This window comes from Prosthecobacter sp. (assembly GCF_014879935.1).
GTDB lineage: Bacteria > Verrucomicrobiota > Verrucomicrobiia > Verrucomicrobiales > Verrucomicrobiaceae > Prosthecobacter.
Genome location: NZ_JACSRD010000223.1, coordinates 1 through 24,099, shown reverse-complemented (window position 1 = coordinate 24,099; position 24,099 = coordinate 1). Strand labels below are relative to the sequence as shown.

At 61.7% G+C, this 24,099-nt stretch carries 23 protein-coding genes; 10 read left to right on the top strand and 13 right to left on the bottom strand.

Annotated elements, in window-relative coordinates:
• From IAE77_RS26030 to IAE77_RS26020, 3 genes are all read right to left on the bottom strand, one after another.
• The coding region (locus IAE77_RS26030; RefSeq protein ID WP_294233097.1) for a hypothetical protein at positions 1-221 on the bottom strand (221 nt) is incomplete at its 3' end.
• Positions 222-265: 44 nt separating this feature from the next.
• On the bottom strand, positions 266-1,702 hold the full coding sequence (locus IAE77_RS26025) for a shikimate kinase (protein ID WP_294233095.1): 1,437 nt from the start codon (positions 1,700-1,702) through the stop codon (positions 266-268).
• Entirely contained in the window at positions 1,699-3,117 is a 1,419-nt protein-coding gene (locus tag IAE77_RS26020; RefSeq protein ID WP_294233093.1) for an N-acetylmuramoyl-L-alanine amidase, read from the bottom strand. The genes IAE77_RS26025 and IAE77_RS26020 overlap by 4 nt, the downstream gene beginning before the upstream one ends.
• 54 nt (positions 3,118-3,171) lie before the next feature.
• Between IAE77_RS26020 and IAE77_RS26015 the strand changes: the two genes are divergently transcribed.
• A complete protein-coding gene (locus IAE77_RS26015; RefSeq protein ID WP_294233091.1) occupies positions 3,172-3,993 on the top strand; it encodes a TIGR00282 family metallophosphoesterase in 822 nt (273 codons plus the stop codon).
• Between the two features lie 64 nt (positions 3,994-4,057).
• Positions 4,058-5,335 (top strand): MFS transporter, encoded by a 1,278-nt coding sequence (locus IAE77_RS26010; protein WP_294233089.1) that lies wholly within the window; start codon positions 4,058-4,060, stop codon positions 5,333-5,335.
• A 28-nt stretch (positions 5,336-5,363) separates the two neighbouring features.
• Here the strand turns inward: IAE77_RS26010 and panC are convergent, their stop codons facing one another.
• The 3 genes from panC to IAE77_RS25995 are packed head-to-tail and all read right to left on the bottom strand — an operon-like array spanning position 5,364 to position 7,947.
• Entirely contained in the window at positions 5,364-6,215 is an 852-nt protein-coding gene (gene panC, locus IAE77_RS26005; protein ID WP_294233086.1) for a pantoate--beta-alanine ligase, read from the bottom strand.
• Positions 6,212-7,057 carry an ABC transporter permease gene (locus IAE77_RS26000; protein WP_294233083.1) on the bottom strand — a complete coding sequence of 282 codons (846 nt, stop codon included), beginning with the start codon at positions 7,055-7,057 and terminating at the stop codon, positions 6,212-6,214. Before IAE77_RS26000 ends, panC begins: the two co-directional genes overlap by 4 nt.
• Complete coding sequence (locus tag IAE77_RS25995) at positions 7,054-7,947, bottom strand: ABC transporter ATP-binding protein (protein ID WP_294233080.1); 894 nt, start codon at positions 7,945-7,947, stop codon at positions 7,054-7,056. Before IAE77_RS25995 ends, IAE77_RS26000 begins: the two co-directional genes overlap by 4 nt.
• A gap of 140 nt (positions 7,948-8,087) precedes the next feature.
• Between IAE77_RS25995 and IAE77_RS25990 the strand changes: the two genes are divergently transcribed.
• From IAE77_RS25990 to IAE77_RS25980, 3 genes are all read left to right on the top strand, one after another.
• Positions 8,088-8,810, top strand: a complete 723-nt coding sequence (locus IAE77_RS25990) for a HAMP domain-containing sensor histidine kinase (protein WP_294233075.1) — start codon at positions 8,088-8,090, stop codon at positions 8,808-8,810.
• Positions 8,811-8,915: 105 nt separating this feature from the next.
• Positions 8,916-9,623: a hypothetical protein gene (locus IAE77_RS25985; protein WP_294233072.1), complete on the top strand. Its 708-nt coding sequence runs from the start codon at positions 8,916-8,918 to the stop codon at positions 9,621-9,623.
• Positions 9,624-9,696: 73 nt separating this feature from the next.
• Positions 9,697-10,455 (top strand): hypothetical protein, encoded by a 759-nt coding sequence (locus tag IAE77_RS25980; protein ID WP_294233070.1) that lies wholly within the window; start codon positions 9,697-9,699, stop codon positions 10,453-10,455.
• Positions 10,456-10,539: 84 nt separating this feature from the next.
• On the opposite strand, the gene rpmB is transcribed toward IAE77_RS25980, so the two are convergent.
• From rpmB to IAE77_RS25950, 6 genes are all read right to left on the bottom strand, one after another.
• Complete coding sequence (gene rpmB / locus IAE77_RS25975) at positions 10,540-10,803, bottom strand: 50S ribosomal protein L28 (RefSeq protein WP_294233066.1); 264 nt, start codon at positions 10,801-10,803, stop codon at positions 10,540-10,542.
• A 78-nt stretch (positions 10,804-10,881) separates the two neighbouring features.
• A complete protein-coding gene (locus IAE77_RS25970) occupies positions 10,882-11,985 on the bottom strand; it encodes a hypothetical protein (protein WP_294233064.1) in 1,104 nt (367 codons plus the stop codon).
• Positions 11,986-12,274: 289 nt separating this feature from the next.
• Complete coding sequence (locus tag IAE77_RS25965) at positions 12,275-13,327, bottom strand: agmatine deiminase family protein (RefSeq protein ID WP_294233061.1); 1,053 nt, start codon at positions 13,325-13,327, stop codon at positions 12,275-12,277.
• Complete coding sequence (locus tag IAE77_RS25960; protein WP_294233058.1) at positions 13,314-14,186, bottom strand: carbon-nitrogen hydrolase; 873 nt, start codon at positions 14,184-14,186, stop codon at positions 13,314-13,316. Before IAE77_RS25960 ends, IAE77_RS25965 begins: the two co-directional genes overlap by 14 nt.
• 102 nt (positions 14,187-14,288) lie before the next feature.
• The gene (locus IAE77_RS25955) at positions 14,289-14,696 is read right to left on the bottom strand and encodes a DoxX family protein (protein WP_294233056.1); all 408 of its coding nucleotides are present in this window, start codon (positions 14,694-14,696) and stop codon (positions 14,289-14,291) included.
• Positions 14,697-14,809: 113 nt separating this feature from the next.
• The gene (locus tag IAE77_RS25950; RefSeq protein ID WP_294233052.1) at positions 14,810-18,679 is read right to left on the bottom strand and encodes a valine--tRNA ligase; all 3,870 of its coding nucleotides are present in this window, start codon (positions 18,677-18,679) and stop codon (positions 14,810-14,812) included.
• A gap of 193 nt (positions 18,680-18,872) precedes the next feature.
• Between IAE77_RS25950 and IAE77_RS25945 the strand changes: the two genes are divergently transcribed.
• A complete protein-coding gene (locus IAE77_RS25945; RefSeq protein ID WP_294233049.1) occupies positions 18,873-19,775 on the top strand; it encodes a hypothetical protein in 903 nt (300 codons plus the stop codon).
• Entirely contained in the window at positions 19,772-20,482 is a 711-nt protein-coding gene (locus IAE77_RS25940) for an NAD-dependent deacylase (protein WP_294233046.1), read from the top strand. The genes IAE77_RS25945 and IAE77_RS25940 overlap by 4 nt, the downstream gene beginning before the upstream one ends.
• A 6-nt stretch (positions 20,483-20,488) precedes the next feature.
• Here IAE77_RS25940 and IAE77_RS25935 read toward each other — a convergent pair whose 3' ends face one another.
• Positions 20,489-21,169: a hypothetical protein gene (locus IAE77_RS25935; protein ID WP_294233043.1), complete on the bottom strand. Its 681-nt coding sequence runs from the start codon at positions 21,167-21,169 to the stop codon at positions 20,489-20,491.
• A 165-nt stretch (positions 21,170-21,334) separates the two neighbouring features.
• Between IAE77_RS25935 and rph the strand changes: the two genes are divergently transcribed.
• The 3 genes from rph to IAE77_RS25920 form a co-directional block, all read left to right on the top strand.
• Positions 21,335-22,120 (top strand): ribonuclease PH, encoded by a 786-nt coding sequence (gene rph / locus IAE77_RS25930; RefSeq protein ID WP_294233041.1) that lies wholly within the window; start codon positions 21,335-21,337, stop codon positions 22,118-22,120.
• A gap of 212 nt (positions 22,121-22,332) precedes the next feature.
• Positions 22,333-23,268 carry a histone deacetylase gene (locus tag IAE77_RS25925; RefSeq protein WP_294233038.1) on the top strand — a complete coding sequence of 312 codons (936 nt, stop codon included), beginning with the start codon at positions 22,333-22,335 and terminating at the stop codon, positions 23,266-23,268.
• Positions 23,269-23,368: 100 nt separating this feature from the next.
• Positions 23,369-24,099: AAA family ATPase (locus IAE77_RS25920; protein ID WP_294233034.1), on the top strand; the 731-nt coding region annotated here is incomplete at its 3' end.

The following is a 24,099-nucleotide window of genomic DNA, read 5'->3' as shown; positions in this document are numbered from 1 at the left end:
ATCGTCGATGACATCGGCCTCAACGGCGTCCAAATCCGCTCCGGCGAAAACGAGCGCCCCATCTTCTTCCGCGCCGCGAATTGGGTGAAGGACCAGGACAAACTTTGCCATGGTGCCATCAGCTCGACACGAAATGAACACGACAGCGCCGGCTTACAGACGAGCTTTCCGATCTTGATGAAGATCCGGAAGCCGGGCGTGGCGGCGAGATAGGAAATCACGTGTGGCGAACGCGAAGCGCTCAACCACAACCGGGACGGTTGTGCTACCGCTTCATCTTCGCGAAGAAGACGCGGGCGCTTTCCATGACGCCGTAGGCGGTCTCTTGTGGCGTGAGCTCGGCAGTTTGGATGCGCAGGTCGGCGAGGGACTTGTAGAGCGGTTTGCGCTCGGTGAGCAGGCGTTCGAGCTTGGCCTTGGGATCTTCCTCACCGGCGAGCAGGGGGCGGTTGTTGTTCGCTGCGGTGCGGCGGGCGAGGCGCTCAGGGTCGGCGTCGAGCCAGACGATGTAGCCGAGGTGGCGCAGGATGGCGAGATTGCGCGGCTGAGTGACGATGCCGCCGCCCGTGGCGATGACACAACCGCGACGACCGAGGAGCGAGCGGAGCGCGGCAGACTCGTGCAGACGAAACCCGGCTTCGCCTTCGGCGGCGAAGATCTCCGGGATCGTTTTGCCGGCGGTTTCGACGATCATCGCGTCGGTATCGACAAACTGGAAGCCGATCATCTGCGAGACGATGCGTCCGACGGTGGTTTTGCCGGAACCCATGAGTCCGATGAGCACGATGTTTGGCTGGCGGGGAGAAACGACCTCGCCACCGGTTTGCACCAAGTGCAGAATCGAAGAGGCGAGCTCCGGATCATCGCGCAACGCGTCGAAGTAGCTCGCGTGGCGCAGTTTCCAGCCGCTGGCGTGCAGCTTGGTGTTGGAGACGCGTTTGTGGCTCCAGCCACGTTTGCGGTTCGGGTCCGGTTCGCGTTCTGGCGGCAGTTTGACGCCAAAAGTCATGCAGAGGTGCTCCAGGCACTGGCGCTGCGTCATCTGCGCGTCATCGACGACGTTGAAGATGCCGCCCTGCTTCTGTGTGACGAGATGGACGAGCGCCGCGGCCGCGTCGTCGGCATGAATCTGGTTCAGCATGCGTCCCTGGCCGTGGTTGCCCTCGATGGCGGCCTTGCCTTCGAGCAGGTTCTTCAAAACGAAGGAACGTCCGGGGCCATAAATACCCGCGAGACGTGCGACGGCCCCGTTGGCAGCGAGTGCGATGTTTTCGGCCTCGCGCAGCAGCCGTCCGGTTTCGCGATCAGGATCGGCGAAGCTGGTTTCATCGACGGTTTCGCCGTTGATCTGCGGATAGACGCTGGTGCTGCTGGTGTAGAGCGGGAAGGCCTGCGGAAACGCCTCCACGAGGTGACGCATGCCGTTGACGTAAACACTTTGATACATCTCGGCTCCACCACGGCTGGAGCTGGCGCAGTGGATGAAGGCGTCGATGCTGCCGGCGTCGAGTCGGGCGGCGAGTGCGAGCACGGAGTTGCGGTTCGACACGTCGCAGGACTCCACACACCACGGCTTGCAGGCGGCGAGACGAGCGGCGGACTCTGGTGAATGCGTGAGACCGATGACCTCGTGCCCGGCGGCATGAAGTTGGTCCGCCGCGCGTTCGCCGACGAAGCCACAGCCAACGACGAGGACCTTCATTTCGGGCGGTTCTTTTGGTAGTAGGCGAGGACGCCATCCACGACGCCGCGCACGTAGTCCTCGATGGCGCTGGTTTGCAGCCGGCCAGCGGTGAGGGTGCGGCCCAGGTAGTGGCCGTTGAGCAGGCGGCGGTAGGTCTCCTCGTGATTCATGACGAACGGCTCAAGGTAAACGACCGGGCATTGATAAACGCGGTTGGCCAGCAGGTTGCGGGCATAGACATACGCGTTGCTGCCAACCCGGCGGGCGTTGGGCGTGGTGTAAACGTAGGCGGGCAGTCCGGTGGCGGCACGCATGCCGTTGGCGACGGATTCGGCGAGCGGCAGCTCCTCCTCATGCATGCGGGAGAAGAGGCGGTAAAACATTTCGAAGCGCACGTCCTGCTGCTCCAGTTCTGGCAGCGAGTAGCAGCCGTTCACGAGCACGTGCAGGTGATTCATGGGGGAGAATTGAGGCTTGGCGGCATCGCCCCAGGCCTCGGCATTGTAGTGCAGGCAGAGAACGACGTCGGGCTTGATGGTGTCGTTGACCTTTTGGGCACGGGCCTGGATCTCGCTGACGCGGTAGAAGAGTTTCTCGCTCTGCCACTGCACGGTGAGGATCTTCGCATCGCCGGTAAGGTCGTTGTAATTCTCCTGCGGGCTGGGGAATCCGGCCTCGGCGAGGAGTTGGCGTGCGGTGGTCACCAAATCGGACGGGCGGAGAGTGGTCACGGGGTCCTGACGGTCGCGCACGAGGGAGACATAGGCACCGAGCGCTTTCAGCCGCTCGGCGAGCACTTGGGCGGTGATGAGCGAAAGATTGCCCTCCTGGATGGCCTCCCCGGGAGCGAAACTGAGGTAGCGCTCCTCCATCACCGCATAACCACCGCCGATGTGGCCGGGATCGAGGGCGATGTGAACATCACTGAGCGGTGGACGACCTTTGAGCGGCGGCAATTCCGCAGCACGCCGCCAGGTGCGTGTGCCAGGGAGAGGGCCGTTCGAGCGGGTGGCGGCAAAGCCGATGCGCGTCTCCGGTTTCAATGGGTCACCGGTTTTGACCACCACGCCGTCGGGGTCCAGCGTCCAGGGTGGCGGGAGCGGGGAGTTGTCGGAATAGACATCGCGCATCACCGCCTCGAACTCAGGCCGGGTCAGTGTCTGATGAAACGACTGGAGGCGCGACCAGTCCGGCTTCGTGCCGAGCGGGCTGACTTTGTCCAGACGTGCCTGAGGCGGTGCTGGCGGGGGCGTTGGCGGAGCTGTGCCCTGACTCGTCCCTGGAATGATCTGCGAAGGGGTGAGCGCAGGCGCTGGAGGAGGCGGAACAGGCTGAGGCGCGGGCGCGATCGTCTGCGCCTGCCCCGGTGACATCACCAGGCACCACGCGCACAAGGCCGCCGGCAGGCTGCCACGCAACTTTCGTTTCATCATAAACAACATCCTAGACTTGATCCCCGGCTTCATCATCTACTAAGTGGTGACACGATGAACGACAACACGGCTGACGGCGCGGACGGACTCTTCCGCCTCCTTTTTTTGGGTGATGTGGTGGGTGAACCGGGACGCAAGGCGGTCTCGCTGCTGCTGCCGGTGCTGAAGGACGAGCTGAAGCTCGACTTCATCGTGGTGAACGGTGAAAACTCCGCCGGAGGGCGTGGCATCACGCCGAAGATCGCGATCGGTCTCATGCGCGCCGGCGCCGCCGTGGTGACGAGCGGCGATCACATCTGGGACCAGAAGGAGATCGTGCCTTACCTGGCCGATGAGCCGCGCATGCTGCGCCCTTTGAACTATCCCGCAGGCACGCCAGGTGCCGGATTTGTGGTCCTGGAGTCAAAAAAATGCAAAGTGGCCGTGGTGAACCTCCAAGGCCGCACCTTCATGGGCCAGCAGCTCGACAATCCTTTCCCCGTCATCGCCGAATGCGTGGAAAAACTGCGTGAGGAGACACCGGTGATCTTTGTGGACTTCCACGCTGAGGCGACGAGCGAGAAAGTCGCCATGGGCTGGCATCTCGACGGCAAAGTGAGCGCCGTGGTCGGCACGCACACGCATGTGCCCACCGCGGATGAACGCGTGCTGCCAAAGGGCACCGCCTTTCAAAGCGATGCAGGCATGTGCGGCCCGATGGACAGCGTGATCGGCAGCCAGATCGAGCCTGTGCTGGAGCGTTTTCACACCATGATGCCCACGCGTTTCGGAGTCGGCACCGGAGCCGTGCGGGTGAACGGAGCCCTCATCACCATCGATCCTGCCACCGGCAAGGCGCTCAAGATCGAGCGCATCGCGAGGACTTGGCATGAGTGATCCGGCTGGAAGGGAATGATTGACGCGAAGGTCGCCGGCATGACAGCATGCGCGTCTTTTCCGCATGGACTCCGCCCTCCAACCCTCCCGCACGCGTCATGGCGTGATCGTTTTTGCCGTGATGCTGGGCATCATCCACTACATCGACCGCGTGTGCATTTCAAGCCTCGCGCCGGTGATCCAGCAGGACCTGGGCATGTCAAAGCAGGAGATGAAGTGGGTGTTCTCGGCGTTCGTGGTGGCTTACGCGCTGTTTGAGATTCCCGGCGGATGGCTGGGGGACAAATGGGGGCCGCGTCGTGTGCTTTTGCGCATCGTGATGTTCTGGAGTGTGTTCACCGCGGCGACCGGGGCGGTGTGGAACTGGTTCTCCCTGATCGTGTGCCGTTTCCTGTTCGGGATGGGCGAGGCTGGCGGATTTCCGAACATCGCGAAGATGTTCAGCATCTGGCTGCCGCACCGGGAGCGTGACGTGGCGCAGGGCATCACGTGGATGTCCGCACGGTGGGGCGGGGCGCTGTCGCCGCTGCTGGTGCTGGGCGTGTCGGGCGCGGTGGGATGGCGGTGGACGTTTGTGGTCTTTGCCTGCCTGGGCGTGGTCTGGGTGGTGTTTTTCACGCGCTGGTTCCGGGACGATCCGGCGGATCACCCGGGAGTGAACGCGGCGGAGCTGGCGCTGCTGGAGGATGCGAAGAAAAACATGGACAGCCATGCGGCCATCCCGTGGAAGCGCCTGCTGACGACACGCTCCGTGCTGCTGCTGTGGCTGTATTACTTCTGCATCAGCTACGTGTGGTACTTCTACATCACGTGGATGCCCACCTACATGGGCGAGGCATTGAAAATGGACATGAAGGATCCGATGACGGCGATTCTGGGCGGCGCGCCGCTGTTTTTCGGCGGCATCGGCTGCTACGCGGGCGGAGTGATGGCACGGAGGCTGGCAAGGCGTGGCGGCGGTAGAGGAATTAGCGCTCCACGGCGTGTGGTGGGCGTGCTGGGCATGGTGGGGGCGGGATTTTGCATCCTGGCCGCCACGTGGCAGTCCAATCCCACGCTGGTGATGCTGGCGATGGGCGTGTCCGGCTTCTTCAATGATCTTTCCATGCCCTGCGCCTGGGGTGCGGCCACGGACATCGGTGGAAAGCTGGCGGGCTCCGTGTCCGGGAGCATGAACATGATGGGCAACTTCGGTGGTGCGCTGGCTCCGCTGGCCGTGGTGTGGATCCTCGACGCGTCGAAGAACGACTGGAACGTGCCGCTCTATGTCGCGGCCTCGACTTACCTCATTTCGGCCCTGTGCTGGCTGTTCATCGACTCCGATGAGCGCCTGCATTCGTGAGCCATGAGTGCATCAGCGCACGGTTTACTCATTTCAGCTCGATGTTATCGATGAGGCGGGCGCCACCGAAGAAGACCGCCGCAGCGATGACCACGAGCTCGGTGGACGAGGAGACCGGCTGGAGGGTGTTTGCATCAACGGCATCGACGTAATCGATGCGACCGAGCGGCGCATGCTGCTGAAGATGCTGCTTGATGAGTTGCAGCAAGGCGGCGGGATCACGCTCGCCGCCATTTTTCCACGCGTCGCGTGCGGCGACGAGCGCGGCACGGATGGCGGGCGCCTGCGCACGTTCCTCGGGCGTGAGATAGCGGTTCCGGCTGCTCATGGCGAGGCCGTCGGGCTCGCGCACGGTGTCGATGCCGTGCAGCACGATGTTGAAGTCCAGATCACGGACGAGCTGGCGGATGATCGCGAGCTGCTGGTAGTCCTTTTTGCCAAACACGGCGTCATCGCACTGGACGAGGTTGAAGAGCTTTGCGACGACGGTGCAGACACCGTCGAAGTGGCCGGGGCGGCTGGCACCGCAGAGCGTCTTTGAGAGGCTGGTCTCGAAAAGCTGGATGCTGCGGTCGGCGGGGTAGAGGTCCTCCGCCTTGGGAGCGAAGATCATGTCCGCGCCGTTGTCGCGACAGACGGCGAGATCCTCGACGAGGGTGCGCGGATACTTGGTGAAGTCCTCGTTCGGGCCGAACTGGAGCGGGTTGACAAAGATGCTGACGGCGACGTTGCCGTTCGGGCCGGCGAGTTCACGCGCGGCACGGATGAGCGCGGCATGCCCTTCGTGCAAGGCGCCCATGGTGGGCACGAGAACGCAGCGGGTGCCACGGTTGATGGTGTGCCAGGAGCGGATCTGACGGATGTTGTTGATGACATTCATGACTTGAGGTCGCGGGATTCAAAAACGGCGTAGCCGACGGTGAAGAGGGTGATGTTCACGGCGAACATGACGGCGTAGGCCCGCCAGACGAGCGGCCAGTCGATGGTATCGGCCAAGATGCGGCCCCAGGCTGCCATGTGCTTCGTGAGAAGGAGATGCTGGTAATTGTCCATGAAGCCGCTGGTGCGCAGAATGAAGTCCACCAGGATGTACGTCAGCGCGCCGATCGTCGCCGCGGCCGGCTTGATGCGGAAGCAGGACAGGAAGAACGCGATGCTGCTGATCACCGTCATACTGAGGCCTAGCGCGAGCGTCGCGGCGGTGTAACGCTGCAATCCGGGACCCCACTCATAAAACGCGACGACGGAGATCTCAGGCACGATGGCGAAGTAGCCGCCGCCCCATCCGCGCAGGATGATGCCGAGCAGGAACGAGCTCCAGGCGAGAAACTCCACGAGGAACACCGCATAACAGACGCAGGTGAGGTATTTGAGCAGCAACAGGCGGAAACGGCTCACCGGCCGTGCCAGCAGCAGACGCATGTGGCCGTCCTCCCCTTCCTTGGCAACGATGTCACCGGCCACGAGGCTCAAAAACAGCGCTCCCAGCAGGAAGGCGGAGAATCCCATGACCGTCTGGCCGACGGTGAGGGCGGAGAAGTAGTGGTCGAAGTTCTCACCGGAGCCCACGATGGCCTTTTGAATCGGCCCCATGCCGAATTTCTTGATCAGGAGCAAAATGACGATCTCCAATGCCACAAAGGCACCGAAGCCGATGTAAGTGCGGCGACGGGCGAAGAGCTTCAACAGCTCGCCATACCATTGCTGGAAGAAGAGCGTCATGATTTCGATGAGAGCCCCATGTAAAGTTCCTCCAGCGTGCGGCGGTGCGGCTGCCAGGCGTTCACCTGCACGTTTCCACGGACGAGGGCGGAGACGAGCTCGTGCGGCTCCATGTTCAGCGGCACCTCGACGACTCCGTGCTTGTCCATCGTGGCGCCGACGCGGTCCATGATCTCCCGTGCGAGGCCGAGATCGCTGGTTTCGAGCTGGAACATGCGGCGTGTTTTTTCCTGCGACGGGACGGGGCCTTCGAAGACTTTTTTGCCATCCTTGATGATGACGCAGCGGTCGCACATCTGCTCCACCTCGGCGAGGAGATGGGAGTTCAGCATGATGGTGATGCCGTGGTGCTTGCGCAGGTGCAGGATGAGCTCGCGGAACTCGCGGATGCCCTCGGGATCGAGTCCATCGGTGGGCTCGTCCAGCAGCAGGATCCTGGCCTGCGGCAGCATGGCCTGGGCGAGCGCGAGGCGCTGGCGCATGCCATGGCTGTAGGTGGCGGTTTTTTGCTGGATGGCACGATTCAGATTCACCATCTGCACCACACGTTTCACCTCCGCCTCGTCCCACCAGCCGGAAAGGGAGCAGAGCACACGCAGATTCTGCCAGCCGCTGAGATAATCGTAGAACACGGCCGCCTCGTAGATCGCGCCGATCTGCTGCAGGGCCTCGCCGCGGTTTCTCTGCACGCTGCGGCCGCCGATGCGCACCTCACCGGCATCCGGCCGCACCATTCCGAGCGTGATGCCCATGATCGTGCTCTTGCCGGCGCCATTGTGGCCGAGGAGGCCGAGGATCTCGCCTTCCCGCACGTCAAAGCTCACATCATCGAGCGCCAGACGGCCGGTGGGCCAGCGCTTGGTGAGATGTCGGACTTCGAGGAGGGCCATGAGGCGGGGATAGTGGCAGGCGCAAAAGGGGCTTGCCAGTTTTTTGCTCCACACGCGTCAAACAAGTCGCCAAAATCGCGATTGCGTCTCCGCGCCCCGGCTGCATAACTCCGCCGAGTCCCACGCCCCCTACGCACACCATGCAGTTTCACTTTCCCACGTCCCTGAGCCTCGGCAATGAACACAGCGAAGGCTTTCACCAGGAGTTGCTGCGCGGGCTGACGCACAAGCTGAACAACCTGCTGGCGGTGATTCAGGGCTTCAGCAGCCTCATCCTGATGACGGACGACCTCGATCCTGGCGTGAGTGAGAACATGCAGCACATCCGCGAGGCCTCCCTGGGTGTGACGAATCTGAGCGAGCGCATCCGTGCGGCGGGTGGCTGCGCCAAGCTGAGCCCGCAGGCGCTGAACCTGAACGAGTATCTCGGCGTCATCGAAGGTGCTGTGATGGAGCCGTTTCAGAAGGAAAACGTCCAGCTCGAAGCTGACGTGCAGGCCGGCCTGCCGCCAGTGCTCATCGATCCGACAAAGTTCAAAGACATCCTGATCGAGCTGCTGAAAAACGCCGCCGAGGCCGCGGCGAAGGGAGGCGGACGTTGTGCGCTGAAGATTTGTGGTCCTGGTGCGATCACGCCCGCCGAACAACGTCGTGTGGACATCCTCGTGAGCAACACCGGCTCCCAGATCCCGCCGGAGAAGATCCAGGAGGTTTTCCGTCCGTTCCATGGTTCCAAAAACAGCAATCACCTCGGCCTCGGGCTGACGATTGCGGCGATGCTGAGCCATCAGATGAACATCCAGCTCGGCGTGGCCTCGGAAAACAACACGACCACCTTCTGGTTGAGCTGCCCGACGGCCTAAGACGGCGCCCGGACCGGGGTATCAAGGTTTTCAGACATGAAATCGATGCAACGGCGGCTCGCCTGTCGTTGTCGTAGTCTCTTACATCTCCTGGAGGCCTTGCCCATGAAACCATTCGTCCTCTCCCTCGTCCTGCTGCTGGCGGTGCCAGCTGTCGCCGCTCCGCAGAAGTACGGCACCATCGCCACCCGCACTGGTCGCGTGTTCCATGACTGCAAAATCATGCGCATCTACCCGGACGGCGTCTCATTCACCCATCGCGATGGTGCGGCCAAGATCGCCTTCAAAGATCTGCCAGAGGAATTGCGGCGCGAATTCCGCTACGACCCGCAAAAGGAGGCCGAATACCAGCGGGAACAGGCCGCACGCCGGGAGGAGGAAAAGAAGCGCGAGAAACAGCGTGAGGCCGCGATGCAGGAAAAGCTGATGGAGGCGAAAATGGCGGAGGCGAGCTATCTGGCCGCCGCTGCGGCAGCTCCAGCGCCCACCATGTCGATGGCGTTGCCGGGTGAAACACTGACAGTGGGCTACCAGACACCATCCTGGGTCGGCACACCGGTCACCGGACCCGCCTTGGGCGGAAGCTCTTATGGACGCGGCAGCTTTGGCGGCTACTTCCCGTTCACAGGCGGCTATCATGGCTACCCGGGTTACGGGTATGGCTATCCGTCCTATGGCTACCCTTACCACGGTCACAGCTACCCCTCCGCTTATGTGAGTCCGACGATTTATCGTTCCTGGAACGTCGGGAGCGGCGTGCGCATCGGAGTCGGCGTGACGCCGTTCGGCGGCGGCATCCGTCTGTTTCGATGAACCGTTGCTTCGGTTTTACGAAGCATAAAACACTGGCAAACCAGCCACCTCGGCATTCACTGGGCGCAAGCCGATGAAAACGATTCTTTCCGCCCTCATCACGCTGTCGCTGGCCTCTGGGTTTGGCGCTCCAGCCACGGAACTGGACACGATCCACACTCTCCACGGCAAGACTTACCTCGATTGCAAAATCGTTCAGCGTGACGCCGATGGCGTGGCATTCACGCATCGCAAAGGGACCGCTCGGGTGCTGTTCAAGGATCTGCCTGAATCCACACGGGCCGAGCTCGGCTACAACGCCCAGGCGGCGGCGGCGCTGGACAAACAACGGCAGGACGCGCGGAAGGAGAAGCTGGAGCAGCAGGAGGCACAGGAGAAGCGCCGGGTGGAATTGCGCCGGGCGCTGGTGCTGGCGGAAATCAAGCGTGCCGCCCAGCAGCCGGTCATTCTCTTTGCGCAGTCGGCTTCTCCCTTCCCGGGGCCCGTGCCAGCGGTCGGCTTTGCGGCTCCAGGCTGGGGTTCGGCCTATTTTGGACACCAACCCCGCTCCAAGACCTCGCATCCACGCGGTTGGGACGCAGTGGGCATCGCTCCCATCGTCCCTGGCACCGGGGGCGTCTACGTGCCCCAGAGCGGCGGTTTTCTGTTCAGTGGCCTGCCGCAGATTCATCAAAGTCCGACCTTGGGCTACTACAACCCGGGCGGCTTCGCCAACCCGGTCGTGCCTCAGCTCGGAACATTTGGCACGGTGCCGGGCATGGTTGCACCGAATCCACCCGCCGTGGTTCCCGGTGTCGGAATTCCCGGCAGCAGTTCGGTTCCGGCCCGCTGATCTTGATCCTGCGGTGTGTAAAAAACAAACGGACCCGTCGCCAGGTCCGTTTGAGGAATGAAAAATGGCTTGTGAACCGGAGGGTCAGATGAGACCTGCCTTCTTGAGCGTCGCGTAGGCACCGTTCTTGTCGAGGGTCTTGAGCGCACGCGCGGTGAGCTTCACTTCGACGTATTTGCCAAGCTCCGGCACAAAGATGCGCTTCGAGCGCAGATTCGGCAGGATGACGCGCTTGACACGCTTCGTGATGTGACGGCCGATACCGCCTTCTTTCTTGGCTTTACCGCTGCGGTGAATGTGGTGGCCGCGGGTGACGCCAACGCCGGTGATTTCGCAAACTTTAGCCATATAAAAAGTGGGGTTCGGGGGAAAGGGGCCGCGATACTAGCCGAGGAGTCCGGGGCGTCAACCAAAAGTCCGGCTTTCTCAGCCCCGACGCGGCCGGGCGACCATGAGGCAGGTGGTTTCCGGGTTCATCAGGTAGCCAATGCCGAAGTTCAGCGGTTTCACCGGGTAGCGTTGGGAGGAATAGGCTCCGGCGAGGTCCGGCTGCTGGCAGCCTGAGAAAATTGCCAGCGTGCTGCGGTAGTTGCCGTAGAGCCACAGATCCCAGCCCGACCGCCCGAAATCGCGGAACGGGATGCCGGAGGGGTCCTGCACAATCGCGCTGCTGTGGCGCAGGATGAAGTCGCGAATGGAGGAGAAGCCGCCATCATGCATCAAATAGGAGGCGCTTTTGAGAAAGGTCGGAATCCGGCCCATGCGTGACACATACGTCAGCAGAGGACCAGCTCCGCCTCCGTTCGAAAGGTCCTGCCGGAAGTAAAAAACGCGCTTCGGCCGGCCCATGCCGCTGTGAAAACGGATCATGAGGCCTGTGTTCCCGGAGGAGCCTGCCAAAGTGACGTTGCCGTTGCCATCCACCCGCACGGTGTCCACGGAGTCCACGGAATGGCCCGTCCGGGCCAGGAAGGCCATGATGACGGGCAGGACGCCACGAAAGCGGGTGGCCTGCAGGGTGCTGCGCATCTCCGTGGTGATGAAATAGCTGCTCGTCATGATGGTCGAGACCGAATTGTGCAGGCCGTTCAGACCGCTCTCGATCTCCGACTGCGACAGGCTTTCCAGCCTGGGCAGCGGCTCGGCAGGCTCCAATCCGGCAAGCACATAAGTTTCTGCCGAGGGGCAGATCACGCTGGCAAAGAGGAAATCCGGACCGCTGAAGGGGTAAAACAGCGCGTTCGCGCCCTGCACGTCGCCAATTTCCGCGGAGGCCCAGGATTGCAGCGGTTCGCGATGGTGGGAGACGTGGGTGGCCCACAACCGGTCCATGCGTTGCTTGTGCGCGGTCCAGGCCATGGAGCCACGCACATGGCCAAATCCGCCGCCATCAAGCCCGGCGAAGAGACGTGCGATATCATTGATCGTGGACGAGTGCGTCGGCACATTCATCGACAGCGCCCCATTGTAGAGCGGCCGGTTTCCGGTGCTCTCCGCACGCCGGACATTGCTCCCCAAGGATCCGAGCATGCTGTTCAGCCGGCTGGCACCGGCGAAGTTTTGCATCGCCGAATCGGGCAAAGCGCACGATCCGAGGCCCAATGCAGCAAAAAGGCCCGTTACTAACCGAAGAGAGTGGGACAAAGCAGGATTTCGCATAGCCGTCATAAAGACCGCGATGCTAGTCAGCCACCTCAGCGAGACCAAGTAACAGTTATGCAAGGGCGTCGGGTTTATTTCCGCCCCATTATGCCTGTTCTAAAAATTCAGCGGCATCATTGCAGACCCCTGAATATTCAAGCTGCCAAGCTCCCAAAACTTACTTCGGCTGGTGCATCGCGATGCAGTGCAGCGCTCCGCCTTCGGTGACGAGATCCTTGGCCATCATGGAGATGATTTCACGGCCCGGGAAACATTCGGCGATCTTGTCCTCGGCGGCGGCGTCCTTCTTCTTGTTGCCGAAGAGCGGGACGAGCACGGCGTTGTTCAGGATCAGGAAGTTCGCATAGCTGGCCGGCAGGCGGGAAAGGCGCCAGTCCTTCATTTCGATGGCCTGGGGCATTTCGATCTCGATGATTTCGAGTTTGCCACCGTCTGGAGCCTTCACGTCATCGAGACGCTCGCGGATTTCCTTCAAAACCTTGTGGTTCGGGTCGGAATCGCGGGGTTCGACCATGCAGATCACGGCGTCCTCGCGCACGAAGCGCACGATGTCGTCGATGTGACCGTCGGTGTCGTCGCCTTCGATGCCTTTCTTGAACCAGACGATGTCTTTCACACCGAGCATGGCCTTCAGCTCCTTCTCCACCTCGGCTTTGTTGCCGGGCTTGCCGCCATGGCGGTTCGGATTGAGCAAAACGGACTCGGTGGTGAGCAGCGTGCCTTTGCCGTTCGTTTCGATGGCACCGCCTTCGAGAATCATGCTCGAAGCGAAGCGCTCCATGTTCAGGACCTTGGCCGCCTTCTCTGGAATACCGTTGTCCAGGTCCCACGGCGGGAACTTGCCGCCCCAGGCGTTGAACTCCCAATCCGTGATCGCGACTTTGCCAGTCTCGTTGTGCTTGATGAAGATCGGGCCGTGGTCACGGCACCACACGTCGTTCGTGTTGTGCTCGTAGATGTCCACCTGGCTCAGGTCGCCCTCGTTGTCGGCGATGCTGAGGCGGATGTTCATGTGGCTGAGCATCGGGGCGTTGATGCGCACGCGCTCGTAGCGGCTGATCACGCTGGCGATCTCGCCGAACTTGTCCTGCAGCTTGTGGAAGGTCTTCGGGCAGCTTTCCTTGTTCGAAGGCCACGAAAGCCAGATCGCCTCCTGCGGCTCAAATTCGGCGGGAAGACGGTAGTTCTGCGGATAATTAGCTTTGCTCATCGATGTAGCGTTTGGTCAGGGGAGCGTAGGTGTCAATGCGACGATCACGGAAAAACGGCCAGATGCGGCGGAAATCCTCCACGGCCTGCAAGTCGCATTCCACCATGAGGATCTCCTCCTGATCTACGCTCGCTTTGGCAACGATTTCTCCATACGGGTTCGCCACAAAGCTCTGGCCCCAGAACTCGCTCTGCTGCTCCGTGCCCACCCGATTCACGGCGGCCAGGAAACAGCCATTCGCCACCGCATGGCCGCGTTGGACGGTTTCCCACGCGCAGTGCTGCGCCGCACCGAGTTCCGCCTTCTCGCTCGGCAGCCAGCCGATGGCCGTCGGATAGAACAAAATCTCCGCGCCCATGAGCGCGGTCATTCTCGCCGCCTCTGGATACCACTGGTCCCAGCAGATCAGCACGCCGATGCGGCCGAACTTCGTGTCCCACACGCGGTAGCCGAGGTCGCCGGGCGTGAAGTAGAACTTCTCCTCGAAGCCCGGATCCTGCGGGATGTGCATCTTGCGGTATTTGCCGAGCACGGTGCCGTCGGCGTCGATCACGGCTGCCGTGTTGTGGTAGAGGCCCGGTCCACGCTTTTCGAACAGCGGCACGATGATCACCACGCCCAGTTCCTTCGCCAGCGGAGCCAGAACGTCCGTCGTCGGGCCGGGAACGGCCTCGGCGAGGTTGAACAGCTCCGTGTCCTGCGTGATGCAGAAATACGGCGTGTTGAAAAGCTCCTGCAGGCACACGATTTGCGCGCCACGGGCCGCCGCGTCACGAATGCGGCGCACGTGCTCGCGCAGGCTTTCGTCTTTGTTGGCAAACGCCCGGCTTTGCACCAGGCCGAGGGTGACTTTCGACATAGGGCGCGGACGGTTCACCGCATGCGCGGGAATGCAAGAGAGCTGTAAGCACAAAAAAGCCCGGCAGCTCTCACCGCCGGGCTTTCGCGATTCAAATCCTGGTCAATGGCGATCCACGGAGACCTTCCCCGCACCCGTGAAGAACAGAGTCACATAGGCGGCCAGGTAAACCATCGCCAGTTCACCGGAGTTCGCGCCCACCAGCGCGGACTTGTGAACGAAGAAAAAGGCGGTGCTCATCGTGATCGCGAGCATCAACGCGGCGAATCGCGTGAACAGCCCTGCGATGAGCAGCGTGGAGCAGATCACTTCGGCAAACACGGCCAGTCCCGCGTTCACATTCCCCGGCAGGCCGAGCAGGCCGTTCATCTTCTCCGCCGTGGCGGAAAAGTTCAGCATTTTGCCGCGGCCGTGCAGCAGCAGCATGGAAAAACCGAGGGTGACGCGCAGGATCAGCAGTCCGTAGTCCGGTGACTTCGGCAGGAACGACATTTTCAGGAGCTTGAGCATGGTGGGTGTGGGTTCGGGTTGCCGGGGATTTCGCCCCAGAGCATGACCTGCCAGCGGTTTTCACCACAAGCTTAAAATTCGGGCTTCCCGAGCCCCGACAACGCAGGCCCTCCCTAACTCAATGCCTTCATCATCTCGTCGAGCTTCGCCTTCTTCTCGACCCAGTCGGTCTCGCGCTGCTTGTGCTCGTCGAGCACCTTCTGCGGGACTTTGGAGGTGAAGTTGGTATCAGCCAGCTTGGCGCGGACTTTTTCGAGTTCGCTGTCCACTTTGGCCAGTTCCTTGCCGACGCGGGCCTTTTCGGCTTCCACATCGATCAAACCGTCGAGAGGCAGGAACAGCTCGCCGAGAGGCGTGAGGGCCGCTGGAGTGCCTTTTTTCGGCTGGAAGGCCGAATCGACCTCCAAGGGCTCCGCGTTGAGAAGGATGCGCAGGACCTCGATTTCGTGCGCAGGCAGCTCAGAGGCCGGTTTGAGCACGAAACGCACTTTTTTGTTGATGTTGAAGGTGCTCTTGAGGCCACGGCCGAGCTCGACGGCCTTGTACTTGTCATTCGCGGCCTGTTCGTCCTCGGGGAGGATGCCGAAGTGGGCTAGTTCGTCTTCATCCAGCGGCTTCGGCCAAACGGCGAACATGATGCTCTTGCCGCCTTGGTTTTCGGGAAGGTCAGCGTTGAAGCCCATGCCGTGCCACAGCTCTTCGGTGATGAAGGGCATGAAGGGATGGAACAGGCGCAGCGTGTGCCCGAGCACGAAGTCGATGACGGCGAGGGTGTTGGCTTTGCGCTTCTCGTCGCTGCCTTGGAGCACGGCTTTGCTGGCCTCGACATACCAGTCGCAATACTCGCTCCAGAAGAAGCGGTAGAGCGTGGCGGTGGCGTCGCTGAAGCGGTATTCTTCCAAAGCGGTGCTGACTTCGGCGATGGCGGTGTTGAGGCGCAGGAGGATCCACTTGTCGTCGCTGCTGAGCAGCGCGGCGCTGATCTCGGTCTCGGTGGCGCCACCTTGCATCTGACGGAAGCGGGCGGCGTTCCAGAGCTTGGTGCAGAAGTTGCGGCCGAGCTCGACGTTCTTTTCGTCGAAGCAGATGTCCTGGCCGAGCGGCGCACTGCGCATGATGCCAAAGCGCAACGCATCGGCGCTGTAGCTGGCGATGAGCTCGAGCGGATCGGGCGAATTGCCGAGCGATTTGGACATTTTGCGGCCCTGCTTGTCGCGGATGATGCCGGTGAAATAGACGTTCTTGAACGGCAGCTCGCCCATCCACTCGAAGCCCGCCATGATCATGCGGGCGACCCAGAAGAAGATGATGTCCGGCCCCGTGACGAGATCGGTCGTGGGGTAGAAGGCCTTCAACGTGGAAGTCTTCTCCGGCCAGCCCATCGTCGCGAAGGGCCACAGCCAGGAGCTGAACCAGGTGTCGAGGACGTCGGGGTCTTGGGTCCATTCACTTTTCTCCAAAACGGCGGCTTCTTTTTCTGAAGTCGTCACTGCATAAAATACATATTTGCGATCTCGAATATCACCGACACCTCCGTCCTCTTCTGGAAAACGAAACACCGTAGTGTGCCCGCTTTCGCCAGAGAGAGAGACTTCCGTTGAATACACCAATTCACTAAGGTTTACGAATGCTCTGAGGCTTTCTTGATCACTCTCATTTTCTGGGAACGGCAACTTTTCGGCCGCTTGAGGAGAAATGGCATTTTTGAACTTTTCATTAAAAACACCCGACCAAGCCGGAATTCGATGCCCCCACCACACTTGGCGGCTGATGCACCAGTCCTGAAGGCCGGTCATCCAGTGGTCATAGACCTTCGCCCAGCGGTCGGGGTGGAATTTCATCTCGCCATTGGCCACGACGGCCTGGCTTTCCTTCACGCTGGGGTATTTGAGGAACCACTGCTCGCTGAGGCGGCTCTCGATGGGCACGTCGGCACGCTCGGAGTAGCCGAGGTTGTTCTGATAGGGCTCTTCTTTGACGAGGCTGCCGATCTCCGCGAGCAGCTCGGCAGCGCGTTTGCGGGCGGCGAAGCGCTCCATGCCGGCGAGGTCCTTGCCAGCGAGCTCGTTGAGCACGCCGTTCGGATGCATGACATCGACGGCGGGCAGGTTGTGACGCTGCGCGATCTCAAAGTCGGCCTTGTCGTGTGCGGGTGTCACTTTCAGCACGCCGGTGCCGAAGGTGAAATCGACATGCTCATCGGCGATGATCGGCAGCAACTCTTGATTTTCGACCGGCAGCGGACGGCGCACATGTTTGCCAATGAGGTGCGCATAACGCTCGTCCTTCGGATTCACGGCGATGGCTTGGTCGCCCGGGATGACTTCCGGACGCGTGGTGGCAATGGTGAGATAGGTTTTCTCCTTTGGCGCGGGGAAGAGATCGTTTTGGGAATCGGCTTCGATCACGCCCGCTTTGGCTTTGGCATCGCGGATGGCTTGGCGGACGGATTCGTATTTGGCACTCAGCGATTTAGGCAGGGGCAAAATGAGCGCATCCATGATGCGGGCCTTGCCTTCGTGATCTCGCATGATGTTTTTCAGATGCAGATCGCCGATGATCCAGGCTTGTTCGCGGTGCCAGACGACGCGGATGTCCTCCAGGCCGCTTTCATTGATCTGCACGCCGCCACAGAGGCCGACGGCCTCCGCACGAGCGGCGCGGTATTCTTCTTCCGTGATGGGTGTGGCCTCTGGCTGCGCCAAAATCCAGTCTCCCTGCGGCGTGACCCCGATGATCTCCGTGGGCAAACCGCCGATCTCATGCAGCAGCGCGAGCTTTTCGAGAGCTTCGATGGGGCTGGAAGGCTCGAAGTCGAGATGTGGACGCTGCGTGGGAGAGGTCTGCACTGCCATTTTACGCCCTGCATAGCCTTGGGCGTTGGCGGCGAATGCTTTATAAACCACGCCGGACTTCACATCGGCGAAGGGCTGGGCTTCCGCGCCGGCTTTGAGCTTCTTTAGCGTATCATCAACCGGAATGAGCTGGCCTTTCTCGTTGGGACGAACGCCGAGCTTTTCCAGATCAATGACCTTCAGTTCCGGGAATTTGCCGGAAACGAGTAGAGTCCGAAACTCTTCCCTGCGTGCTGACCGAGCCTCTCCGTCCGTTCCGCTTCCGTGAGACTCAGCCAGGCAAGTCGCTGCTGCCCCCACTGCTCGTCGGTTAGCGGCGGAGAGAGCCGGCCCGGCTCGTTCGTCGAAGCGGTTTCCGATGATGAATGTGCGGTAGCCGGTGCGTGGGTCGGTTCTTGTGTGTTCATGGAGCAGAGTTTGTTCTTCTTGTTCTGAAATGTCAACGGCGCGGGGGCGTGCAGGTTTGGTGGAGATCGAGGCCGCATCGTCATCCACGACCTCGACTTTGAAGTGATACATGATGGCGTTTTGCGCCTTCATGACGACCTCCTCATCGCTGAGCGCGGTGAGGGAGGACGGGCACCAGTTCACCATGCGCTTGCCACGGTAGATGAGGCCTTTTTTGTAGAGATCGACGAACACGCGCATGACGCAGGCGTTGTAGTCGTCGTCAAAGGTGAAGCGCTCGCGGCTCCAGTCGCAGGAGGCGCCGAGTTTCTTGAGCTGCTCGATGATGATGCCGCCGTGCTTCTCCTTCCACTCCCAGATCTTCGCCACGAGGCCCTCGCGGCCCAGATCGTCGCGGTGCTTGATGACGCCCTGCTTTTTCAGCGTCTTCTCGACGACGTTTTGCGTGGCGATGCCGGCGTGGTCGGTGCCGGGCAGCCAGAGCACTTCCTTCCCCAGCATGCGGGCGCGGCGGGCGAGGATGTCCTGGATGGTGTTGTTCAGCACATGGCCGAGCGTGAGGATGCCCGTGACGTTTGGCGGCGGGATGACAATGGAATAAGCCGGGCGCTTCTCGCTGACGCGGGCGGGATCGGCTTCAAAGCATTTGTCATCGAGCCAGCGCTGATACCAGCGGGCTTCGACGTCGGCTGGTGTGTAGGTTTTGTCGAGTTCGGGCATGGGGGCGGAAAAGGGCCGCGAAGATGGGGCAGAATCGCCGCGACGCAAGCCACCGCGTAGAGCAGAGGGCGAAGAGCAAAGAGACACGCCAAGGCCGCAGAACGTGGCTGAACGATTCGTGACTCTTTGCCCTTCGCTCCTGGCGTCCTCAAGCCGCTTTGCAAATGCCGGGGCATTCTCTACGTTTCCGGCCATGAGCAAAGCGAGCCCCGATCTTCCCCGGCCTGTTGGCGGCGATTTCCGCCATGGTTTGATGCTCGTTGTGGCGCTCGCCTTCCTCAGCACCCTCAGCCTCGTGCTGCCCCACGGTGACAGCGGCGACACTTTCCGCGAGTGGCTGATGGGTCACGCGCTTTTCCGCCCCGCCATCCTGATGCTCTGGGCTGTCATTGTCGCCGAAGGCTTCCTCGGCCTCTTCTCGTCCACCGACACGTTGGGAGCACGAATATGCCGGTTTTTGTTCACCTCTCTGATTCCGCCCGTCCGCATGGTCATCGCCAGCAGCAAGCCGCGGGGCTGGCTTTGGCTGCCTGGGGCCGGCTGGAAGCCCGCAGGTGCGGACACTTCCGAAAAGCTGGAGCAAAAGCTGGCCCTGCCCATGGTCATCCTCACGCTGCTCGTGCTGCCAGTGCTCGGCGCGGAACTCACCGGCGGCGAGTCGCTGGAAAACCATCCACGCATGGCCCTGGCCACGCATCTGACCACCTGTGTCATCTGGATCGGGTTCACCGCGGAATTTCTCTGGATGGTCGCCGCCGCGCCGAACCGGCTCGCCTATTGCCTGAAGCACTGGATCAACCTCGTCATCATTCTGCTGCCGCTGGTGGCCTTCCTGCGTGTTTTGAACGCCTTCCGCTTCGTCCGCATGTTCCGCGCGGGGAAACTGCTCCGCGCCTATCGCCTCCGCGGCCTCTGGACTCGTCTGTGGCGCCTCGCGCTGCTTTTGAATCTCTTCGAACGCCTCCAGCAACGCGATCCGGCCAAGTACTGCGCCTCTCTGGAAAAGAAGATCACCGATCTCGAGGAACAGCTCGACGAACTGCGCACCAAACTCGGTGCCGCACGCGAAAAACTCCCGCCGCCGCCCGCCGCATGATCAAGCCGGAGGCAAGCATCGTCATCCTGACCGGAGCCGGCATGTCCGCCGAATCCGGCGTGCCCACGTTTCGCGGTGTCGATGGCCTGTGGGAAGGCCACCGCATCGAAGATGTCGCCTCACCCGAAGGTTTTGCCCGCGATCCTGAGTTGGTTCATCGTTTCTACAACCTGCGTCGCGCCGCTTTGAACACCGTGGAGCCCAACGCCGGTCATCTGGCCCTCGCCAAGCTCGAACGCGAGTGGCGCGGCCGCTTCCTGCTCGTCACGCAGAACGTCGATGACCTCCACGAACGCGCTGGCAGCGAGAAACTCATCCACATGCACGGCGAGCTCCGCAAAGCCCGCTGCGAAGGCTGCGGCGCGGTGTTTTCATGGACTCAAGATCTTGCCCCTGGCACCCGCTGCCGGGCCTGCGGTGACATCGGCGGCCTGCGCCCGCACATCGTCTGGTTCGGCGAGTTTCCCTTCGAGATGGATTCCATCCTGGGAGCGCTGAAGCGTGCCGATCTGTTTCTCTGCATCGGCACCTCCGGAGTCGTCTATCCAGCCGCCGGTTTCGCGCAAATCGCCGCTGAACGCCCCCAATGCCGTCTGATCGAGGTGAACCTCGAACCCACCGCCATCTCCCGCCAGTTTCACGAGCACGTTGTCGGACCTGCGGCCATCGAACTGCCGAAACTGGTGGACCGTCTGCTCGCCGTCTGAGCCACTTCACTGTCCGAGGCTCAAATACTCTCGCACGGTGTGATTCATCGCCCGGCGGGCTGGTGGGAAGGCCTGCGCGACCTTTTCGAAGGTCTCGTCGAGTGCGAATTCCTCCGCCAGCACGTGTTTGCGCGCGGCGTCGAGGTGGCTGACCACGACACGCTCGTAATAGTCCACATCCGGCGCACCGCGACGCTCCGCACGGCGGTGCAGAAAATCGGGATACAGACACGTCAGGACCAGGAACTGGTTCGCGCACTGCACATGCAGGAAGAACTTGTGATGTCGGCTCGCGTTCTCGATCGCTTCGAGGTAATCCACGCTGTAGAGGCTGTCCACGTTGCGGTTGATCTCCTCCGGGCCCTTTGTCGGTGCGCAGCCGAAATCCGCGCACACCACCGCCATGTAGTCCGCCACGGCCATCTCCGTCACGCCGACTTCCTTCAGCGAGTGGCGGACGACGATGAAAAAGAACAGCTCCGGTGAGAGCAGCGCCGCCTTTCGCGAAATCAACGCGGCCTCGAACAGCTTGTCATTGTCCAGGATGATCGGCACGGCCTCCGGGTCATCGATCATCGCGGCGAAGCTCTCTCGTCCTCGTTCGTTCAGGGCCAGCGTGTCGCGAATGAAACTCCAGTCCGTCGGGGTGAAACGGTACCAGCATCCAGGGCGTGGGAAGCGCGTCATGGCAATCAGGTTTGTGCTGTCAGCTGTGATGAGCATATCAAATGCCAGCTTGTTTTGTCATTTGGAAATGACGGCCATCAGGGCGTTCAATTCATTTCCTTCTCCAGCGATGAATCGCGGAGCAAAATTGCTTTGGCCCTGTCAGTGCCCGTGCTAAGCACGCCCATGCCCAGATCCGACGGCCGCGCCCCCGACCAGCTACGAACTATTGATTACATCCTCGACGTCGCCCCCCACGCCGCGGGTTCCGTCCTCATCGCCTTTGGCAACACCCGCGTCATCTGCGCTGCGTGCATCAACGAGGAAGTGCCGCGCTGGATGAAGGTGCAGAACGTCAAAGGCGGCTGGCTTACAGCGGAGTATTCGATGCTGCCGTATTCCACGCTGGATCGCAAGGATCGTGAAAGCTCCCGCGGCAGGCCGGATGGTCGCAGCACGGAAATCCAGCGCCTCATCGGCCGCAGCCTGCGTGCCGTCGTCGATCTGGAGCTTCTGGGACCGCGCACGCTTTGCATCGATTGCGACGTGCTCCAGGCCGATGGCGGCACCCGCACCGCGTCCATCACCGGTGCCTGCATCGCCACCGCCATCGCCTTCAACCGCCTGCTCGAAAAGGGCAAGATCACCCGCCAGCCGCTCAAAAAGAAAGTCGCCGCCATCAGCGCTGGCATCGTCAAAGGCGAGACCCTGCTCGACCTCTGCTACACCGAAGACGCCGCCGCTGACGTGGACAGCAACATCGTCCTCACCGAGCACGGCGAATTCGTCGAAATCCAGGGCAGCGGCGAAGAAGCCACCTTCAGCGAGGCGCAGCTTCATTCCATGCTCGAATACGGCCGCAAAGGCATCAAGGAACTCTGCGCCATCCAGGACCAGGCCATTGCCGCCGCCATGAAACCCGCCGCCAGCAAGGACCTGCAAAACCTGGCCGATTTCTTTGCCAAGAAATAGCAGCGAGTCCCGCGCCAGCGTCCTGGAGTGCGGCGGCCCTCCGCCGCTTTCGGATGTCTCCCGGCCTGCGAAAAGCTCCAGGGCTGGGCCACTCCAAAACGCTCACGCAAACGTCGCCCGCAGCAAGTCTGTCGCTGGCGGCTGCGCTTTTTGAACAACGCCCGGCGATTCTACAGCGTCAGAACAATGATCTGGCCCGTTCAGTAGGAACCATGACCGCGCTCCTTCTCGACCCGATCTACCAGCAGCACGACACCGGCCCGGGCCATCCGGAAAGCATCCAGCGTCACGTCGCCATCACGAAAGCCCTAACGGAGGCCGGAATCGTCGCCAAAGCCCAGTCCATCACACCACGAGCGGCCACAGTCGATGAAATCGCGCTCTGCCACGACCGCCCTTACATCGAGACGGCGAAGCACGACGTCGAAGCCGGTTTTGACGACCTCAGCACTGGAGACACGTCCATTTGTCCGAAATCGTATGACGTCGCGATTCAGGCCGTCGGCGGCGTCTTGAACGCGGTCGATGCCGTGTTCGGCGGCAACGCGAAGAACGCCTTCTGTGCCGTTCGCCCGCCCGGACATCACGCACGCCCAGCCCAGGGCATGGGGTTCTGCCTCTTCAACAACATCGCCATCGCCGCGCGTCACGCGCAGAAGCAGCACGGCGCGCAAAAGGTCGCCATCGTCGATTGGGACGTGCATCACGGCAATGGCACCCAGGACATCTTCTATGAAGACGGCAGCGTTCTGTTCGCCAGCACGCACCAGAGCCCGCTCTACCCCTTCACCGGTCATGCGAATGAAACCGGCAGCGGAAAAGGCCAGAACTGCACGCTGAACCTGCCATTCCCGGCCCGCACCGGCATGCAAGACATCGGCGCAGCCTTCACCGACCGCATTCTGCCTGCCATCGACCGCTTCAAGCCCGATCTGATCCTCATCTCCGCCGGATTTGACTCGCGCATCGAGGATCCGCTCGGGCAGTTCCGCCTCACCGATGACGATTTCGTCGCCCTCACAAGACTCCTGCTCGAATCCGCCGCCACGCACTGCCAAAACCGGCTCGTCTCCGTGTTGGAGGGCGGCTACAACCTCCGTGGCCTTGCCAGCGCCGTCACCTCGCACGTCCAGACACTTTTGGGCTGATCGGTCCAAGTTTGTCGCGCGTTGACAGTTTATTTACACAGCCCGCGCTTGTCACCGTCTTCGATTTCTGGTGGCATGCGTGCGCATTCCCCAAACCCGCATGTCCACCTCACCGCTTCCAAAAGACGACGTCGCCGCCATTGATGAACTCCGCGCCGCCTACGTCCGGCTCGGCGCTGAATTGAAAAAGATCATCGTCGGCCAGGACAAGGTCGTCGAGCAGCTCGCCATCTGTCTGTTTGCGCGAGGCCACGCCTTGCTCATGGGCGTTCCCGGCCTCGCCAAGACGCTCCTCATCTCGCGTCTTGCCGAGACGATGTCGCTCAGCTTCAGTCGCATCCAGTTCACGCCCGATTTGATGCCCATGGACATCACCGGCACCGACATCTTGCAGGAACTCCCCGGCGGCAAACGCGCCTTTGAGTTCGCCAAAGGCCCCGTCTTCGCGAACATCGTCCTCGCCGACGAAATCAACCGCGCCCCCGCCAAAACGCAGGCCGCGATGCTTGAGGCCATGCAGGAGCACAAAGTCACCGTCGCCGGCCGCACCTATCCGCTCGACTCGCCCTTCTTCGTGCTCGCCACGCAAAATCCCATCGAACAGGAAGGCACCTACCCTCTGCCCGAGGCGCAGCTCGACCGCTTCATGTTCATGATCGGAGTCGATTACCCGAGCCGCGATGAAGAGATTGCCATCGCCCGCACCACCACCGGCCAGAGCCTGCCGAAACTCGAGCATGTGCTCGATGGGCCCAAGGTGCTCGCGTTTCAAGACCTCGTCCGCCGCGTGCCCGTGCCCCTGCCAGGCGGCCTCGTACAGGTCGCGGCTGA

Excerpts from the sequence above, each read along its gene's own strand:
- IAE77_RS26025 (WP_294233095.1), bottom strand. The coding sequence starts at position 1,702 with ATGAAGGTCCTCGTCGTTGGCTGTGGCTTCGTCGGCGAACGCGCGGCG.
- IAE77_RS26020 (WP_294233093.1), bottom strand. The coding sequence starts at position 3,117 with ATGATGAAACGAAAGTTGCGTGGCAGCCTGCCGGCGGCCTTGTGCGCG.
- IAE77_RS26015 (WP_294233091.1), top strand. The coding sequence starts at position 3,172 with ATGAACGACAACACGGCTGACGGCGCGGACGGACTCTTCCGCCTCCTT.
- IAE77_RS26010 (WP_294233089.1), top strand. The coding sequence starts at position 4,058 with ATGGACTCCGCCCTCCAACCCTCCCGCACGCGTCATGGCGTGATCGTT.
- panC (WP_294233086.1), bottom strand. The coding sequence starts at position 6,215 with ATGAATGTCATCAACAACATCCGTCAGATCCGCTCCTGGCACACCATC.
- IAE77_RS26000 (WP_294233083.1), bottom strand. The coding sequence starts at position 7,057 with ATGACGCTCTTCTTCCAGCAATGGTATGGCGAGCTGTTGAAGCTCTTC.
- IAE77_RS25995 (WP_294233080.1), bottom strand. The coding sequence starts at position 7,947 with ATGGCCCTCCTCGAAGTCCGACATCTCACCAAGCGCTGGCCCACCGGC.
- IAE77_RS25990 (WP_294233075.1), top strand. The coding sequence starts at position 8,088 with ATGCAGTTTCACTTTCCCACGTCCCTGAGCCTCGGCAATGAACACAGC.
- IAE77_RS25985 (WP_294233072.1), top strand. The coding sequence starts at position 8,916 with ATGAAACCATTCGTCCTCTCCCTCGTCCTGCTGCTGGCGGTGCCAGCT.
- IAE77_RS25980 (WP_294233070.1), top strand. The coding sequence starts at position 9,697 with ATGAAAACGATTCTTTCCGCCCTCATCACGCTGTCGCTGGCCTCTGGG.
- rpmB (WP_294233066.1), bottom strand. The coding sequence starts at position 10,803 with ATGGCTAAAGTTTGCGAAATCACCGGCGTTGGCGTCACCCGCGGCCAC.
- IAE77_RS25970 (WP_294233064.1), bottom strand. The coding sequence starts at position 11,985 with ATGCTCGGATCCTTGGGGAGCAATGTCCGGCGTGCGGAGAGCACCGGA.
- IAE77_RS25965 (WP_294233061.1), bottom strand. The coding sequence starts at position 13,327 with ATGAGCAAAGCTAATTATCCGCAGAACTACCGTCTTCCCGCCGAATTT.
- IAE77_RS25960 (WP_294233058.1), bottom strand. The coding sequence starts at position 14,186 with ATGTCGAAAGTCACCCTCGGCCTGGTGCAAAGCCGGGCGTTTGCCAAC.
- IAE77_RS25955 (WP_294233056.1), bottom strand. The coding sequence starts at position 14,696 with ATGCTCAAGCTCCTGAAAATGTCGTTCCTGCCGAAGTCACCGGACTAC.
- IAE77_RS25950 (WP_294233052.1), bottom strand. The coding sequence starts at position 18,679 with ATGCCCGAACTCGACAAAACCTACACACCAGCCGACGTCGAAGCCCGC.
- IAE77_RS25945 (WP_294233049.1), top strand. The coding sequence starts at position 18,873 with ATGAGCAAAGCGAGCCCCGATCTTCCCCGGCCTGTTGGCGGCGATTTC.
- IAE77_RS25940 (WP_294233046.1), top strand. The coding sequence starts at position 19,772 with ATGATCAAGCCGGAGGCAAGCATCGTCATCCTGACCGGAGCCGGCATG.
- IAE77_RS25935 (WP_294233043.1), bottom strand. The coding sequence starts at position 21,169 with ATGACGCGCTTCCCACGCCCTGGATGCTGGTACCGTTTCACCCCGACG.
- rph (WP_294233041.1), top strand. The coding sequence starts at position 21,335 with ATGCCCAGATCCGACGGCCGCGCCCCCGACCAGCTACGAACTATTGAT.
- IAE77_RS25925 (WP_294233038.1), top strand. The coding sequence starts at position 22,333 with ATGACCGCGCTCCTTCTCGACCCGATCTACCAGCAGCACGACACCGGC.